Origin of the sequence: Streptomyces sp. 4N124 (genome assembly GCF_052245395.1) — a bacterium.
Taxonomy (GTDB): domain Bacteria; phylum Actinomycetota; class Actinomycetes; order Streptomycetales; family Streptomycetaceae; genus Streptomyces.
This window is the reverse complement of the sequence record NZ_JBQQBS010000015.1, coordinates 42039-56770: the sequence shown is the minus strand read 5'-3', so window position 1 is coordinate 56770 and position 14732 is coordinate 42039. Positions and strand designations below refer to the sequence as shown.

Sequence of the window (14732 nt, the reverse complement as noted above, 5' to 3'; positions counted from 1 at the left end):
GCCCTCTCTTGCTCACTTCTTCTGGCTCACTTCTTCTGGGGCAGCTCCGCCTCGATGAGGTCGGCCGCCCGCTGCGTGCCGCCCTCCTGAGCCATCTCGGCCTGGAGGTCCCGCAGCCGCCGGGCGACTTCGGGGTCGTCGACGAGCGCGAGGGCGGCGGTGCGCAGCGCCTCGGCGGTCGCCTCCTCCATGGGAAGGTGCCGGGCGACACCGAGCGCCTGGAGCATGTCCGCGTTGCCGAACTGGTCCACCATCTGCGGTACGGCGATCATCGGCGTGGCGGTTGCCATTCCCTCCTGGCTGCCGCCCGCCCCGGCGTGCGTGACGAACAGATCGGCCTGCTTGAGGACCGCCAACTGCGGGATCCAGGACCGCACTTCGACGTTGTCCGGTACGTCACCCAGCTCGGCGGGGTCCACGTGCCGGCCGATCTGCAGGACCAGGTGCCAGCCCGGCAGCTCGCCGAACGCCTTGACGCACTCGCGATAGAAACCGGGCTGCTTGGTGAAGGACGATCCCAGCGACACCAGGACCACCTTCTCGGCACCGGCCGGCCGCTGCCAGTCGCCCTCGTGCGAGCGGTCGCCCTGGCAGGCGCCGACGAAGGTGTACACGCTCTCGTCGACCCGGTCGGCGTTGGGCTGCAGTGCCTTCGGGATGAGGACCAGGGAGCGGGCGGGGCGGCCGACGAAGGGGTCGGGGTGCTCGGTGATCCCGTTCTCCTGCAGCCAGTTGTGGAACTTGGCGTAGTAGGCACGCCCGCGCTCGGTCTTCTTCGGCTCCTCCCACATGGGCTCGGCGACCTCCTGCTCGTAGCCCTCCCAGGCGACGAGGTTCGGGGAGAGCGAGATCGCGGGCACACCCCAGCGGTGAGCCAGGACGCGGGCCGGGTAGGCGGTGATGTCCTGGAGCACGAGGTCCGGCTCGTCGCCCTCGTACGCGGCGATCAACTGGGGCAGCGCCTGGATCGCGTCGTCGAGGAACGGCTCGACATGGTCCAGCAGGGTGCTCCCCCACGCCTCCGGATCATCGTCGGGCGAGGGCAGCGTCGAGTTCCACGGCTTGGGCTCGGCTCCGGTCTCGGCGACCTTCTCCGCGAACACCGGAGGAATCGCGTACGTCACCCGGTGCCCGCGCGCGACGAGCTCGCGGATCACTTCGAGACTCGGGTTCACGTGGCCGTGGGCGGCGATGGAGAACATGGCGATGTGGGCGGGGGTGGTCATGCGAGAGACAGTATTCGAGACGAGACGTCTCGTGCAACTGGAATAGATGGGCTGTCAGCGTTGGTAGCGCGCCAGCACCAGGTTCCCGTCCTCCTCCAGCCGCTCCCGCAGTTCGTCCGGTCCGATCGCGCCGCTGTAGAACTCCTGGAACGCCGGGGTAGCCACCTTGTCCTTCCACTCGGGATAGCCGCGGACGGACTGCGCGGGTGCCGAGCGCAAGTGGGCGGCTAGGGCGGTACCGGTGGCCCAGTCGTGCTCCGCCGTGTGCAGGGCGGGGTCCTTCAGTGCCTGCGTGCCGGTGGGGAGCATCCAGTCGCCCAGCGCCAGCCGGACCATGTTCTCCGGCCGGAGCAGGAAGTCGATGAAGGCGGCGGCCTCCTTCTTGTGCGGGCTCTCCTCGGCGACGGACAGCGTCTGCGGGCTGACTCCCTGGGCGAGCCCGTCGGCTCCGGCGGGGGCGGGCAGTACCTGCCAGTCGAAGCCCTTGGGAGCCTGCTGCACGATCTGCTGGCGGTACGAGAAGCCGAGCGGGACCATCGCGTACTTCCCACCGAAGAACCCGGGCAGGGTGTCCGAGCCGCCGCTGCCGAGGGTGGTGGGCGAGGCGCTGCGATCGGTGTTGACCTGGTCGTGGATGGTGTCGGGCACCATCTGGTCGACCGTCCCGAAGCGGATGGTGACCTTGCCGTCCTGGTTCCGGTGGAACAGCTGTCCTCCGGTGGAGAGGGACAGGTTGAGCGTGGCGGAGACGGGCTCCTTGAGCGGCCAGGCCACGCCGTACTTCCCGTCGCCGCTCAGCTCCTCGGTGACCTGCCGGAACTCGGCCCAGCTCCAGGGCTTTTCGGGCGTGGGGATGCGCACTCCGGACTGCTTCAGCCAGGTGGCGTTGGCGATGAGCACGCGGGGCTCCTGGAGGAAGGGCACGCCGTAGATCCCGTCCCCGAAGATCGTCGTGCGCCAACTGCGCTGCGGGATGTCGGACTTCAGCCGCTGCGGCAGCAGGTCGGTGAGGTCGGCCAGATAGCCGCCGTACGCGAAGTCGGCGAGGTCGTCCGAGGCGTCATGGATGATGTCCGGCGCCTCACCGCCCTCGAAGGAGGTGAGCAGCTGGTCGTGGACGCTGTCCCAACTCCCCTGCACATACTCGACCTTGACCTCGGGATGGGACGCGTTCCACTGCGCCACCAGCTCCTTGTTGGCCGCGACGGACTCCTCCTGCCAGGCGAGGGACTGGAAGCGCAGCGTGATACGGCCGTCCTGGGCCACGTCGTCGTTGGTGCAGCCGGTGAGCAGCAGGGTGAGGGCCAGCGCCAGGGCCGGGAGCCATCGGGGCCGCAGGCCGCTCCAGAGGGTGTGCATCAGCTCTTCACCGCCCCGGCGAGCATGCCGCCCGTGATCCGTCGCTGGATGATCGCGAAGACGACCAGCGAGGGCAGGGTGGCGAGGAACGCGGCGGCGGCGAGCGGGCCGAGGTCGGCGACGCCCTCCGCGCCGATGAAGTGCGTGAGCACGACCGGCAGCGTCTGTTTCTCCGGCGTCTTGAGCAGCACCAGCGCGAAGAAGAACTCGTTCCACGCGGTGATGAACGCGAACAGAGCCGTCGCCACGATCCCCGGCGCGAGCAACGGCGCGACCACCGAGACGAGGGTCCGCAGCCGCCCGGCGCCGTCGACGGCCGCCGCCTCCTCCAACTCGGTCGGCACCGCGCGCACGTACCCCACGAGCATCCACAGCGCGAACGGCAGCGTCCACACCACGTACACCATGACCAGTCCGGGCACGGAGTTGATCAGCCGGAGGTTCTTGAGCACCAGGAACAGCGGGATGATCACCAGCACGAGCGGGAACGCCTGGCTGACGACCACCCAGCCGGTCGCGGCCCTCGCGAGCCGGGTGCGGTGCCGGGCCATGACGTACGCCATCGGTGTCGCGATCAGTACGGCGATCACCGCGGCCCCGAGCGCCGCGACGAGGGAGTTGAACGCGGCGTGCAGCAGCGGCTGTTCGTCGAAGGCCTGGCGGAAGTTGGCCAGGGTGGGGTTCTCCGGGATCCAGGTGGGGTGCAGGCTGCCCAGCTCGCGTGGCGGTTTGAACGCGGTGGAGATCAGCCAGAGGAAGGGGAAGGCGAGGAAGACGAGATACCCGAGCAGTGCCACGTACTGGCCCGTGCGGGCCGCCTGACTGGTCCTCATGCGTCCTGTCCTCCCCTCAGACGGCCGGCGAGGAAGACGGCGAGGAGCACCGAGATCACCGCGACCATCACGCATCCCATCGCCGCCGCATAGCCGAACTGCCCGTAGCGGAAGGCCTCTTCGTAGGCGAACAGCATGGGCAGGCGGGTGCGGCCGCCGGGTCCGCCGCTGGTCAGCACATAGACCAGCGCGAACGAGTTGAAGTTCCAGATGAAGTTGAGCGCGGTGATCGCCAGCGCGACCGGCCTGAGGGCCGGCCAGGTGACCGTACGGAACCGGCGCCAGGGGCCCGCGCCGTCCATCGCGGCCGCCTCGTGGAGTTCGCGCGGGGTGTTCTGCAGCCCGGCGAGCAGGGCGACCGTCGTCTGCGGCATGCCCGCCCAGACGCCGACGACGATCACCGCGGGCAGGGCGGTCGCGAGGCCGCTGAGCCAGTCACGGCCGTCGCCGAGGCCGAGGTCGCGCAGGGTCTCGTTGAGGATGCCCGCGTCCGGGTTGTAGACGAGCCGCCACATCACGCCGACGACCACCTCGGGCATCGCCCACGGGATGATGGCCAGGGCGCGCGCCAGCCATCTCAGGCGCAACTCCTGGTTGAGCAGCAGGGCGAGACCCAGGGCGAGCAGGAACTGCGGCACGGTCACGCCGACGGCCCAGACCAGACCGATCCGGAACGACTCCCAGAACAGCGTGTCGTGCAGCAGATCCCGGAAGTTGAGCGTACCGATCCACTCCGTGGGCTCGGTGCGGCCCGACTGGGCGTCGGTGAACGCGAGCAGGATCCCGTACAGCAGTGGTCCGACACTCAGCAGCAGGATCGGTATCAGGGCGGGTAACACCAGGAACCAGGCGCCGTGATCGGCGGCAGGGCGTTTCCGGCCGGTGCTCGGCGCGCGTTTCGCCGCGCCCTCCCCACGCACCTCCGTCACCAATGTCACAGAATCAGCCCCTTTGCGCGGCTCGGACGGGCCCCGTCATGGTCGTGAAGGCGGTCGGCGTCGTCAAGACACCGCGCGCCCGGCGCGACCTGTGCGAATGCGACACTGACCGGCGGATGGCGGGAAGGTGACGCCGTACGCAGACGCACAGGATCACTCGGAGGCGGACGATGGACGAGGCAGGGGCGCGGGACGTACTGGCCGCGGCAGGGGTGCTGCCGGGACCGGCACGGGATGCGCGGTTGCTCGCCCTGGGTGAGAACGCCGTGTTCGCCGCCGGTGACCTGGTCGTCAAGGTGGGCCGCGACGCCGAACTCCTGGACCGGGCGCGGCGGGAACTGGACATCGCGCTCTGGCTGGAGGCCGCGGGTGTGCCGACGGTGCGTGCCGCCGAGCCGAAGGCGCTCCTGGTCGAGGGGCATCCGGTGACCGTGTGGCATCGGATGCCCGATCCCGTACGGCCCGCGGAGCCACGGGATTTGGCCGAACTGCTACGGGTCGTCCATGCACTGCCCTCTCCCTCCTTCGAACTGCCGCCCCGCGATCTGCTGGGCGGTGTGGAACGCTGGCTGCGGCTGGCGGGCGACGCGATTTCTCCGGCCGACGCGGACTATCTGCGTGAGCGCCGGTACGGCTTCGCGACGGCCGCGGCTGCCCTGGTCCCGCATCTGGCGCCCGGGCCGATCCATGGGGACGCGCTGCCGCGCAATGTGCATGTCGGGCCGGACGGGCCGGTGCTGGTCGATCTGGAGACGTTCTCGGCCGATCTGCGTGAGCACGATCTGGTGGTCATGGCGCTCTCCCGTGACCGCTACGGGCTGCCGGCCGCGGCGTACGACTCCTTCACCGATGCGTATGGCTGGGATGTGCGTGAGTGGGACGGGTGTTCTGTGCTGCGCGGTGCCCGGGAGACCGCCAGTTGTGCGTGGGTCGCGCAGCATGCGCCGAGCAATCCTGATGCGTTGGTCGAGTTTCAGCGACGGGTGGGGTCTTTGCGGGACGGGGATGAGACGGTGCGGTGGTTTTCGTTCTGAGGGGGCGTCGCGCAGCCTGGCGCTGACGGGGTGCCGCCTGCGCCCACCCGTGCCGCCCCAGGCGGCACGACTGCCCGCGGCTTGGGCGGACAGACAGACCGCCGACGGCTCGCGCACCTGCCGTCAGCGGGTCTGTAGACCCGTCATCCGCACCTTGCCGTCAGACGGGCTCGTCCGCCGGCTCCCGTAGTGGCCATGTTCCGTCGATCACCGCGTCCGCCTCGCCCTTGCTGCGCAGGAAGTTCTGGAAGTCGGCGGCTCTTTCGGCGTACCACTCCATCTGGCGGCGGTGGAGTTCGGCCGGGCCGAGGGCGGCGATCTTGGGGTGGCGGGTGGCTATGGCACAGGCCAGTTCGGCTGCGGCGAGGGCGTCGGATGTGGCGTCGTGGGCGGAGTCGAGGGCGACGCCGTATTCGGCGCAGACCGCTTCGAGGTTGCGCTTGCCGCGGCGGTAGCGGTCGACGGACCGGTCGATGGTGTACGGGTCGATGACCGGGGCGGGGTCGACGCCGCCCAGGCGGTCACGCAGCGACGGAAGGCCATGCCGCTGTAGCTCGGCCGCCAGCAGGGTCAGGTCGAAGGCCGCGTTGTAGGCGACGACCGGGACGCCCGTCTTCCAGTACGTCGCCAGGACGTCCGCGATGGCGTCCGCGACCCGGTCGGCCGGGCGGCCCTCGGCGGTGGCGCGCTCATTGCTGATGCCGTGTACCGCCACCGCGTCCGCGGGGATCTCCACCCCGGGATCGGCCAGCCATTCCCGGCGCCCTATGGGCTGCCCGGCCCTGACCTCGATCACGGCCCCCGTGACGATCCGCGCCTTGCGCGGGTCCGTGCCCGTCGTCTCCAGGTCGAAGCCGATCAGCAGCTCTCGGTGCCAGCCCATGCCTGGCCCCCCTTCTCGGTGGTGCTTTCCCCCAGTGGTCTCCACCTTCCCATGAGCCACTGACAATCAGAGGACGGGCATTCCGCTTACCCGGCGGGGGACTTGTCAGGACACCGGCCGCGAATCCGCCCAAGCCTGCTCGAACTCCTCGCGGTACGTCGGAAACAGCCCGCTCTCGTCGACTTCGCCCGGCTTGACCACCTTGCTGCCGTTGCGCAGCACCAGCACCGGCGCCTCCATGCCCCGCGCCCGCCGCAGATAGGACTGCACGACGGCGATCCCGTCCGAGCCGTCGCCGTCGACGAGGTAGGCGGTGAAGCGAGGCGTCTCGTCGTAGACCTGGATCTCGAAGGCGCCCGGGTCGCGCAGCCTGGACCGCACCCGCCGCATGTGCAGGATGTTCATCTCGACCGCGCGGCTCAACTCACCGCGCTTGATGCCGAGTTCACGCTCACGGCGCTTGACCGCGCTGGAGGCCGGGTTGAGGAACAGCAGCCGTACCCGGCAGCCCGTCTCGGCCAGCCGGACCAGCCGTCGTCCGGAGAAGTTCTGTACGAGCAGGTTGAGGCCGATACCGATGGCGTCGAGCCGGCGGGCGCCGCCGAAGATGTCCTCGGCGGGGAACTGCCGCAGCAGGCGCACCCGGTCGGAGTGCACGGCGACCACGTCGGCGTACCGGTCGCCGACGAGGTCCTCGACCGCGTCGACGGGCAGCCGGCGCGCGGACGGTACGTCGCCTGCCGTGCCGAGTATGTCGAGGAGGCGGGCGGAGGCCCGCTCGGCCTGATTGAGGACCGCTTCGGACAGGGCCCGGTTGCGGGAGACGACGTTCCGGGTGACTTCCAGCTCGTCCAGGGCCAGTTCGACGTCCCGGCGCTCGTCGAAGTAGGGCTCGAAGCAGGGCCAGTGCTGCACCATCAGCTCGCGCAGTTGCGGCAGGGTGAGGAAGCTGAGCACGTTGTCGTCGGCCGGGTCGAGCAAGTAGCCCTTGCGGCGGCTGACTTCGCGTACCGCGACCGCGCGCTGCACCCACTCCTGCCCGGCGGGTCCGGCCGCGGCGACCACCCACTCGTCGCCGTGGACGGGTTCGTAGATGGGACGCAGAACAGCGGCCACGACCGCGCGCAGCCGCTGTTCGACGAGGTTCAGCCAGATGTAGGCCCGGCCGGCTCGCTGGGCGCGCGTACGTACCTCGCGCCAGGCGTCGGCGTCCCAGTCCAGCTCCGGTCCAATGGAACCCGTGTCCATCGGACGGGCCAAGGACACCGTGCCGGGCGGGACGTCTGCGGAGTTCCCCTCGTGACCCTCGTCACCAGGGGGCAACTCCAGCCCTCCCGAGCCCACCCGCGCACCGCCTTCCGCTCCCCCGAGCACTCCCCGTGTCAACGATCAAGGAAGGGTACTCCGGGAGCGGCCCGAGGTGCAGCCGGATGGACGGACCGTTTCTCAACTACCGTCCATGGGATTGCCGTTCTGATCGGCGAGCTCAGCCGGAGTGAGCGGATTCATGGCGGTGACATCGCGCGGGGCGATGGAGAATCCCTGCCAGTGGACCGGCATGGGCTGCTGGTCCTCGTCCCGGGCTATGTGATGGAAGCCCACATTGACCCAGGCCACGGGGTGGGTGAGGGTCTGTCCGTTGACCCACTTGTCGACGGCCTTGGGGTGGGTGTTGGCACAGCCCGGGTTGTTGCTGGCGAAGAGCTCGCACTTGTTGTACTGGGTGAAGTACATGTCGTGCTTGGTGAAACTGCGGCCCGGGTACTTGGTGCTGGGGCCGGGGACGAACTCGTACGAGCGCGCGTGGCCGTCCTTGTTCTTGCCGGTCGCGCTGACCATCCGCCACCAGCGGTAGCCCTTGGCGTCGCCCGCGAGTTCCTTGGTGACCTTGGTGCTGGTGGTCTTGGTCGTCGGGGCCTGCTGCTGGCCGCGGGGCGGGGAGACGGCCGAGTCGTACTGCTCGACCCGGTTCTTGGTGGAGCCGTCGAGGGCGAAGTCGAGCCGCCAGAAGGCGTTGTGGCTGTGGCTGGTGGCCTTGGCCTTGGGGCCCTTGCCGATCGGCCAGCCGCGTCCGTCGCCCGCGTCGTAGTCGACCGGGGAGAGGCTGCCGGTCGCGCCGACGTTCATGTTGATCGTGCCGTCGTCCTGGAAACGCCATTCGGTCATGTACTCGTACCAGCCGACCTGGTTGACCGTGTAGACGAGAAGGTCCTTGCCCTGGGCCTGGTAGACCTTGTTCGCGGTGTCGCCCTGCATCCGGTAGGCGTGGCCGCGGGCCCGGGTGGTGGTGCACAGGCCCTTGACGTTCGGGTTCACGCCCTCGTGCGGGTCCGGGACCTTGACGGTCTTGATGGTGCCGCCGGGGCACTCGCCGGGCGCCAGGGGCATCAGGTCCTTGGCGAAGTCCTGGCCCGTCAGGTCGTCGTACTCCGCGCCTCCGTCGTCGTACGGGACGTGGATCTGGCCGAGCCGGCCGCTGTTGAGGACCTTGATCGGCTTGGCCTCGCCCTTGGGCTGGTAGGAGACGTCGTCCAGGACGAGACCGGCCTTGCTGTCGTAGTGCCAGCACATCCGCCAGGTGGTGCCGCCGGCGAGCTTCTGCTCGATGCGGTAGGCGGCGCTGCAGTCGGCGGCGGCCGCGGCGGCGGTCTTCGGCTGGGCGGCGGCCGGTCCGGTCCCGGTCGTCAGACCGGCGGCCAGCGCGGCCACGGCGACACCGAGGGCCGCCGTCCGGCGGTGGGCACGGCTGATTCTGTTGTGCACGCGCATGAAGAAGTGACTCCCTGCAGGAGGTGCGGGTTGGAAAAGTGGACGGAGGTCGGCTCAGCCGTCGAGGTCGGCGACCTTGCGGGCACTCAGGTCGATCACCAGGGACATGGTGTCGATCCACGACCCGTTCTTGACCTTCGTGAACAGCCGTACGCAGCGGTGCTCGCCGCACTTGTCCAGTACGGCGGGCTGCGCGCCCGGCGTGGCCCGGTAGATGCCTCCGCTCAGCCGCAGCTGGTCCGGTGAGGTGAGTTCCTTGCCGGTCGCGTCCTTGTAGTCCGCCTTGAGGTCCGCGCCCAGCGGGTCGGCGATCAGCAGACTCGCCGCCTCGATGCTCTCGGCCCGGCTGGGCGGCGGCTGGACGCTCTGCCGGCTGGTGGTCTCCACGACCTTGCCGGTGTCGAGGTCCACGGTCCTGGTGACGAGGGTGTCGTCCCGGTAGTCGTAGAACGTGACGTCGGCGCGCCGGGGCCCGTCCGCGCCGGCGCCGGAGTCGGCCTCCGGCTCGGCCAGGTCGATGCTCACGCGCTGCGGGCCGCGTTCGCCCTCGACGTCCTCGCTGGCGTTGAACAACTGCCGGTTGACCGCGAGCTGTTCGGCCCGCTTCATCTCGTCGTCGGTCAGCGGGTCATTGCCCTTGCCCTTCTCGCCCTCGGCCGGGGCCTCCTCGACGACACCGGGTGCGACGGCCTCGCCCTGCCCCGGTACCGCCTGCTGTCCGGCCCCGCCGGCCGTCTGCCGGCCGTCCTTCTCGTCGGCCCCCGCCGACCCCGGCAGGGTGACGGCGACCATCACGGCGGTCGAGGCCACCGCGATGGCGGCCCCTGCCACCACCTTGCCGAGATGACGGTGCACTGCATTGCGCACGTTGTTGCCCCCTACTCCCCCAACAACCCTGGGAGTACGTGTTGCCCCACTGGTTCGGCATACCGTGTATGCACTGGTCGAGAGGTAAGAGGGACGTAAGTCATAGGAGGTTCCCTCACTTTCGGGGAGACTCGGGGCCAAGGCGCCCCCAGCGGCGAGGCACACCTGAAAGAGTCGTATCCATGCAGGTCTGGCCTGGAGAGGCGTATCCACTCGGTGCCACGTACGACGGCGCCGGGACCAACTTCGCGGTCTTCACGGAGACCGCGGACCGAGTAGAGCTGTGTCTGCTGCACGACGACGGCTCGGAGACGGCGGTGGAACTGCGGGAGAGCGACGCGTTCGTGCGGCACGCGTACCTGCCGGGCGTCATGCCGGGCCAGCGGTACGGCTTCCGGGCGCACGGCCCGTACGCCCCCGAGCGCGGCCTGCGCTGCAACTCCGCGAAGCTGCTGCTCGACCCGTACGCGCGCGCGATCAGCGGTTCGATCGAGTGGGGCGAGGAGGTGTACGGCTATCACTTCGGCGCGCCCGACGAGCGCAACGACCTCGACTCCGCCCCGCACACGATGACGTCGGTCGTGGTCAACCCGTACTTCGACTGGGGCGACGACCGGCGCCCGCGCACCGAGTACCACCACACCGTCATCTACGAGGCGCACGTCAAGGGCCTCACGATGCGGCACCCGGGACTGCCGGAGGAACTGCGCGGCACCTACGCGGCGCTGGCGCATCCGGCGGTGATCGAGCATCTCACCGAGCTGGGCGTCACCGCGCTGGAGCTGATGCCGGTCCACCAGTTCGTGAACGACCACCGTCTGGTGGACATGGGCCTGAACAACTACTGGGGCTACAACACGATCGGCTTCTTCGCCCCGCACAACGCGTACGCCTCCTGGGGCGACCGCGGCCAGCAGGTCCTGGAGTTCAAGTCGGCGGTGCGGGCGCTGCACGAGGCCGGTATCGAGGTCATCCTGGACGTGGTCTACAACCACACGGCCGAGGGCAACCATCTGGGCCCGACGCTGTCCTTCCGGGGCCTGGACAATCCGCAGTACTACCGGCTGGCGAACGACCCGCGCTACTACATGGACACCACGGGCACCGGCAACTCCCTGCTGATGCGGTCCCCGCACGTCCTCCAGCTGATCATGGACTCGCTGCGCTACTGGGTCACCGAGATGCATGTCGACGGCTTCCGCTTCGACCTCGCGGCGACGCTCGCCCGGCAGTTCCACGAGGTGGACCGGCTGTCGTCGTTCTTCGACCTGGTCCAGCAGGACCCGGTGGTCTCGCAGGTGAAGCTGATCGCCGAGCCGTGGGACGTGGGCGAGGGCGGCTACCAGGTGGGCAACTTCCCGCCGCTGTGGACGGAGTGGAACGGCAAGTACCGCGACACGGTACGGGACGTGTGGCGGGGCGAGCCGCGCACGCTGGCGGAGTTCGCCTCCCGCCTCACGGGCTCCTCGGACCTCTACCAGGACGACGGCCGGCGTCCGCTCGCCTCCATCAACTTCGTGACCTGCCACGACGGGTTCACGCTGCATGACCTGGTGTCGTACAACGACAAGCACAACCAGGCCAACGGTGAGGACAACCGGGACGGCGAGAGCCACAACCGGTCGTGGAACTGCGGGGCCGAGGGCGAGACCGACGATCCGGCGGTGCTGGAGCTGCGGCAGCGTCAGATGCGCAACTTCATCGCGACGCTGATGCTGTCCCAGGGCGTGCCGATGATCAGCCACGGGGACGAATTCGCCCGTACGCAGCGCGGCAACAACAACGCCTACTGCCAGGACAGCGAGCTGGCCTGGGTGGCGTGGCCCGAGGACGGCAGTGAGCTGCTGGACTTCACGCGCGCGATGGTGTGGCTGCGCAAGGACCATCCGGTCTTCCGCAGGCGCCGCTTCTTCCACGGCCGGCCCGTGGAGGGCACCCACGACGACCTGTCGGACATCGCCTGGTTCACCCCCGAGGGCAAGGAGATGCTCCAGCGGGACTGGGACTCGGCGCAGGCGTCGGCGCTGACGGTGTTCCTCAACGGGAACGCGATCTCGGAGCCCGGCTCGCGCGGCGAGCGCATCAGCGACGACTCGTTCCTGCTGATGTTCAACGCCTCGCACAAGTCACTGGACTTCGTGGTGCCGGTCAACCACGGCCGCCAGTGGCAGGTGGTCGTCGACACCGCCCGCGCGGACGGCGTACCGCCGGGCACGCGCACGAAGGTGCAGGCCGGGGACCGGCTGACGCTGGTGGACCGGAGCATGACGGTGTTGCAGCGGCCCGACTAGGAGAACGGACTCGTCCAGGGGAAGTCGATGACACGAAAGAGGGCAGGGCGGGTACGTAGGTTTCCATGACACCTGAGCGTCCTGACCCGGTGGTGCCGACGGCCACCTACCGGCTGCAGCTGCAGCCCGACTTTCCGTTCGAGGCCGCCGCGACGGCCGTACCGTACCTGGCGTCGCTCGGCGTCTCGCATCTGCATCTGTCCCCCGTCCTGGAGGCCGTCCCGGGCTCCGCGCACGGCTACGACGTCGTGGACCACGCGCGCGTGCGCGGCGAGCTGGGCGGCGAGGAGGGGCTGCGCCTGCTGGCGCGCACCGCGCGGGAGCACGGTCTCGGTCTGATCGCCGACATCGTCCCCAACCACATGGCGATGGCTCCGCGCCACAACCGCGCCCTGTGGGAGGTGCTCCGGGAGGGCCCGAAGTCGCCGTACGCGCGATGGTTCGACATCGACTGGGAGGCGCAGGGCGGCCGGCTGCTGCTGCCGGTGCTCGGACATCCCGTCGGCGCGGAGAGGGACGCCCTGGCGGTCGACGGCGACGTCCTGCGCTACTACGACCATGTGTTCCCGTTGCGTGAGGGCACCGAGGAGCTGCCGCTGCCGCAGCTCCTGGATGCGCAGTGGTATCGCCCGGTGTGGTGGCGGCTGGCCCGTACGGAGCTGAACTACCGGCGGTTCTTCAGCATCTCGGAGCTCATCGGGGTGCGGGTGGAGGACCCGGAGGTCTTCGAGGCCACGCACGCCAAGATCCTGCAGCTGCTGCACGAGGGCGTGTTCGACGGGCTGCGGATCGACCACCCCGACGGACTCGCCGACCCGGACGCGTATCTGCGGCGGCTCCACGAGGCGACCGGCGGCCGCTGGACGGTGGTGGAGAAGATCCTGTCGGACGGTGAGCACCTGCCGGCCTCCTGGCCGGTCGCGGGCACCACCGGATACGACGCCCTGCGGCACGTGGACGGCCTCTTCACGGATCCGGCGGGGTACGGGGAACTCCTCGGCCAGTACCGGCGTTTCGCGGCCCCTCAGACCGACCGTGGCGGGCAGTGGGAGGCGACCGTACGGCGGGCGGCGTACAAGGTGCTCACGCATGAGCTGGCCGCCGAGGTCGAGCGGCTGACCCGGGTCGCGAGCCGCCTGTGCGACACGTCGGCGGACCCCACGCTGCGCGACCGGGCACCCTGGGCGCTGCGCACCGCCCTGCAGGAACTCCTCGTCCGTCTGGAGGTCTACCGGCCGTACGAGTCCGGGGACGCCGCCGCGGTCGTCACCGAGGAGGCCGCGGCCGAGTCCCGGCAGGCCTTCGTCGTCCCCGAGGAGGCCGGTGCCGTCGACGTCGTACGCGACCTGGTGCTCGGGCGGGCCGATGACGGGCCCGGCCACGCGGATTTCCGGGCCCGGTTCGCCCAGACCGCGTCCGCGCTGCGCGCCAAGTCCGTGGAGGACACCGCGTTCTACCGCTATGTGCCGCTGCTGTCGGCTACCGAGGTGGGCGGGAACCCGGGCAGCCCGGCCGTGTCACCGGAGGACTTCCACGCCTACTGCGCGCGCGTGCAGCGCGACTGGCCGGCCACCGGTACCGTCGTCTCAACGCACGACACCAAGCGCAGCGCCGACGTACGGGCCGCGCTGGCCGTGCTCACCGAGTGCCCGCAGCGCTGGGCGGACGTCCTGGCCGAGGTGACCCGCACCGGCGAGGGCGTCCCGGACGCGCAGCTGGCGTGGGCGGCCTGGCAGACCGTGTTCGGGCTCGGCGCGGCGGAGGCGGACCGGGTGCAGGGGGCGCTGCTGAAGCATGTGCGCGAGGCCGGGCTGTACACGAGCTGGACGGAACAGGAGCCCCCGTACGAGGACGCGGTGGCCGCGTTCGTCGCGGCGGGGCCGTGCGGGGCTCCGGGCGCACGCGTGACCGACTTCCGCGCCACCCTGGAGCCCCACATCCGGGCGAACGTGCTGGGCACCGCCCTGGTCCAGCTGACGATGCCGGGCGTGCCCGATCTCTACCAGGGCACGGAGGGCGAGTACCGGGCGCTGGTGGACCCGGACAACCGGCGGCCCGTGTCCTTCCCTCCGGAGGATCCCGGCGACAAGGGCGCGGTGACCGAGGCGGCCCTGCGGCTGCGCGGGCGCCGCGCCGACGTCTTCGGTGACTCGGCGACATACGCGCCGCTGGCTTCGGAGGGTCCGGGCGCCGCGCACTGCGTGGCGTTCGTACGGTCGGGTGAGGTGGTGACCGCCGTGACACGGCTGTCCCTGCGGCTCGCCGAGGCGGGCGGCTGGCGCGACACGCTGCTGCCGCTGCCGCCGGGGCGGTGGGCCGATGTGCTCGCTCCGGAGCGGGAGTTCACCGGGCACGCGCGCGTGGACGAGCTGTTCGAGCGGCTGCCGGTGGCGCTGCTGGAGCGGGTGGGCTAGCCAGGCCGGCGGGGAGAGTCGGTGAGCGCTGGACGAGTCGCCCATGAGGGGCGCGTGTCCGGTGGTCCACGCCGTGGTGCAGGCCGTACGAGCGGGGAGCTGGTGGTCCGTGCCCGGC

The 14732-nt window shown here is 70.2% G+C and carries 10 protein-coding genes and 1 pseudogene; 3 read left to right on the top strand and 8 right to left on the bottom strand.

Going from position 1 to position 14732, the window contains the following annotated elements; genetic code table 11:
• Positions 1-26: 26 nt before the first annotated feature.
• The 4 genes and pseudogenes from mgt to ACTWQO_RS17515 all read right to left on the bottom strand — a co-directional run bounded on the left by mgt (position 27) and on the right by ACTWQO_RS17515 (position 4356).
• A pseudogene (gene mgt / locus ACTWQO_RS17530) lies at positions 27-1284 on the bottom strand (macrolide-inactivating glycosyltransferase).
• A complete protein-coding gene (locus tag ACTWQO_RS17525; RefSeq protein ID WP_443238255.1) occupies positions 1281-2585 on the bottom strand; it encodes an ABC transporter substrate-binding protein in 1305 nt (434 codons plus the stop codon). The pseudogene mgt and the gene ACTWQO_RS17525 overlap by 4 nt, the downstream one beginning before the upstream one ends.
• Positions 2585-3418, bottom strand: a complete 834-nt coding sequence (locus tag ACTWQO_RS17520; RefSeq protein ID WP_443238254.1) for a carbohydrate ABC transporter permease — start codon at positions 3416-3418, stop codon at positions 2585-2587. The genes ACTWQO_RS17525 and ACTWQO_RS17520 overlap by 1 nt, the downstream gene beginning before the upstream one ends.
• The gene (locus ACTWQO_RS17515) at positions 3415-4356 is read right to left on the bottom strand and encodes a carbohydrate ABC transporter permease (protein ID WP_443238253.1); all 942 of its coding nucleotides are present in this window, start codon (positions 4354-4356) and stop codon (positions 3415-3417) included. The genes ACTWQO_RS17520 and ACTWQO_RS17515 overlap by 4 nt, the downstream gene beginning before the upstream one ends.
• A 170-nt stretch (positions 4357-4526) precedes the next feature.
• Here ACTWQO_RS17515 and ACTWQO_RS17510 point away from each other — a divergent pair, with 170 nt between their 5' ends.
• Entirely contained in the window at positions 4527-5390 is an 864-nt protein-coding gene (locus ACTWQO_RS17510) for a phosphotransferase enzyme family protein (protein ID WP_443238252.1), read from the top strand.
• A gap of 160 nt (positions 5391-5550) precedes the next feature.
• Here the strand turns inward: ACTWQO_RS17510 and ACTWQO_RS17505 are convergent, their stop codons facing one another.
• The 4 genes from ACTWQO_RS17505 to ACTWQO_RS17490 all read right to left on the bottom strand — a co-directional run bounded on the left by ACTWQO_RS17505 (position 5551) and on the right by ACTWQO_RS17490 (position 9909).
• Positions 5551-6273 (bottom strand): 3'-5' exonuclease, encoded by a 723-nt coding sequence (locus ACTWQO_RS17505; protein ID WP_443238251.1) that lies wholly within the window; start codon positions 6271-6273, stop codon positions 5551-5553.
• Between the two features lie 105 nt (positions 6274-6378).
• A complete protein-coding gene (locus ACTWQO_RS17500; RefSeq protein ID WP_443238352.1) occupies positions 6379-7617 on the bottom strand; it encodes an SAV2148 family HEPN domain-containing protein in 1239 nt (412 codons plus the stop codon).
• A gap of 102 nt (positions 7618-7719) precedes the next feature.
• Entirely contained in the window at positions 7720-9042 is a 1323-nt protein-coding gene (locus tag ACTWQO_RS17495; RefSeq protein ID WP_443238250.1) for a copper amine oxidase, read from the bottom strand.
• A gap of 54 nt (positions 9043-9096) precedes the next feature.
• On the bottom strand, positions 9097-9909 hold the full coding sequence (locus ACTWQO_RS17490) for a Tat pathway signal sequence domain protein (RefSeq protein ID WP_443238249.1): 813 nt from the start codon (positions 9907-9909) through the stop codon (positions 9097-9099).
• A gap of 182 nt (positions 9910-10091) precedes the next feature.
• Between ACTWQO_RS17490 and glgX the strand changes: the two genes are divergently transcribed.
• Together glgX and treY are read left to right on the top strand one after the other, a co-directional pair.
• Positions 10092-12200: a glycogen debranching protein GlgX gene (gene glgX, locus ACTWQO_RS17485; protein ID WP_443238248.1), complete on the top strand. Its 2109-nt coding sequence runs from the start codon at positions 10092-10094 to the stop codon at positions 12198-12200.
• A gap of 65 nt (positions 12201-12265) precedes the next feature.
• Positions 12266-14614, top strand: coding sequence for a malto-oligosyltrehalose synthase (gene treY / locus ACTWQO_RS17480; RefSeq protein WP_443238247.1), 2349 nt, complete (start codon positions 12266-12268; stop codon positions 14612-14614).
• Positions 14615-14732 lie beyond the last annotated feature (118 nt).

Bases quoted from the DNA above. Each gene is read 5' to 3' on its own strand.
- ACTWQO_RS17525 (WP_443238255.1), bottom strand. From the start codon at position 2,585: ATGCACACCCTCTGGAGCGGCCTGCGGCCCCGATGGCTCCCGGCCCTG.
- ACTWQO_RS17520 (WP_443238254.1), bottom strand. From the start codon at position 3,418: ATGAGGACCAGTCAGGCGGCCCGCACGGGCCAGTACGTGGCACTGCTC.
- ACTWQO_RS17510 (WP_443238252.1), top strand. From the start codon at position 4,527: ATGGACGAGGCAGGGGCGCGGGACGTACTGGCCGCGGCAGGGGTGCTG.
- ACTWQO_RS17505 (WP_443238251.1), bottom strand. From the start codon at position 6,273: ATGGGCTGGCACCGAGAGCTGCTGATCGGCTTCGACCTGGAGACGACG.
- ACTWQO_RS17495 (WP_443238250.1), bottom strand. From the start codon at position 9,042: ATGCGCGTGCACAACAGAATCAGCCGTGCCCACCGCCGGACGGCGGCC.
- glgX (WP_443238248.1), top strand. From the start codon at position 10,092: ATGCAGGTCTGGCCTGGAGAGGCGTATCCACTCGGTGCCACGTACGAC.
- treY (WP_443238247.1), top strand. From the start codon at position 12,266: ATGACACCTGAGCGTCCTGACCCGGTGGTGCCGACGGCCACCTACCGG.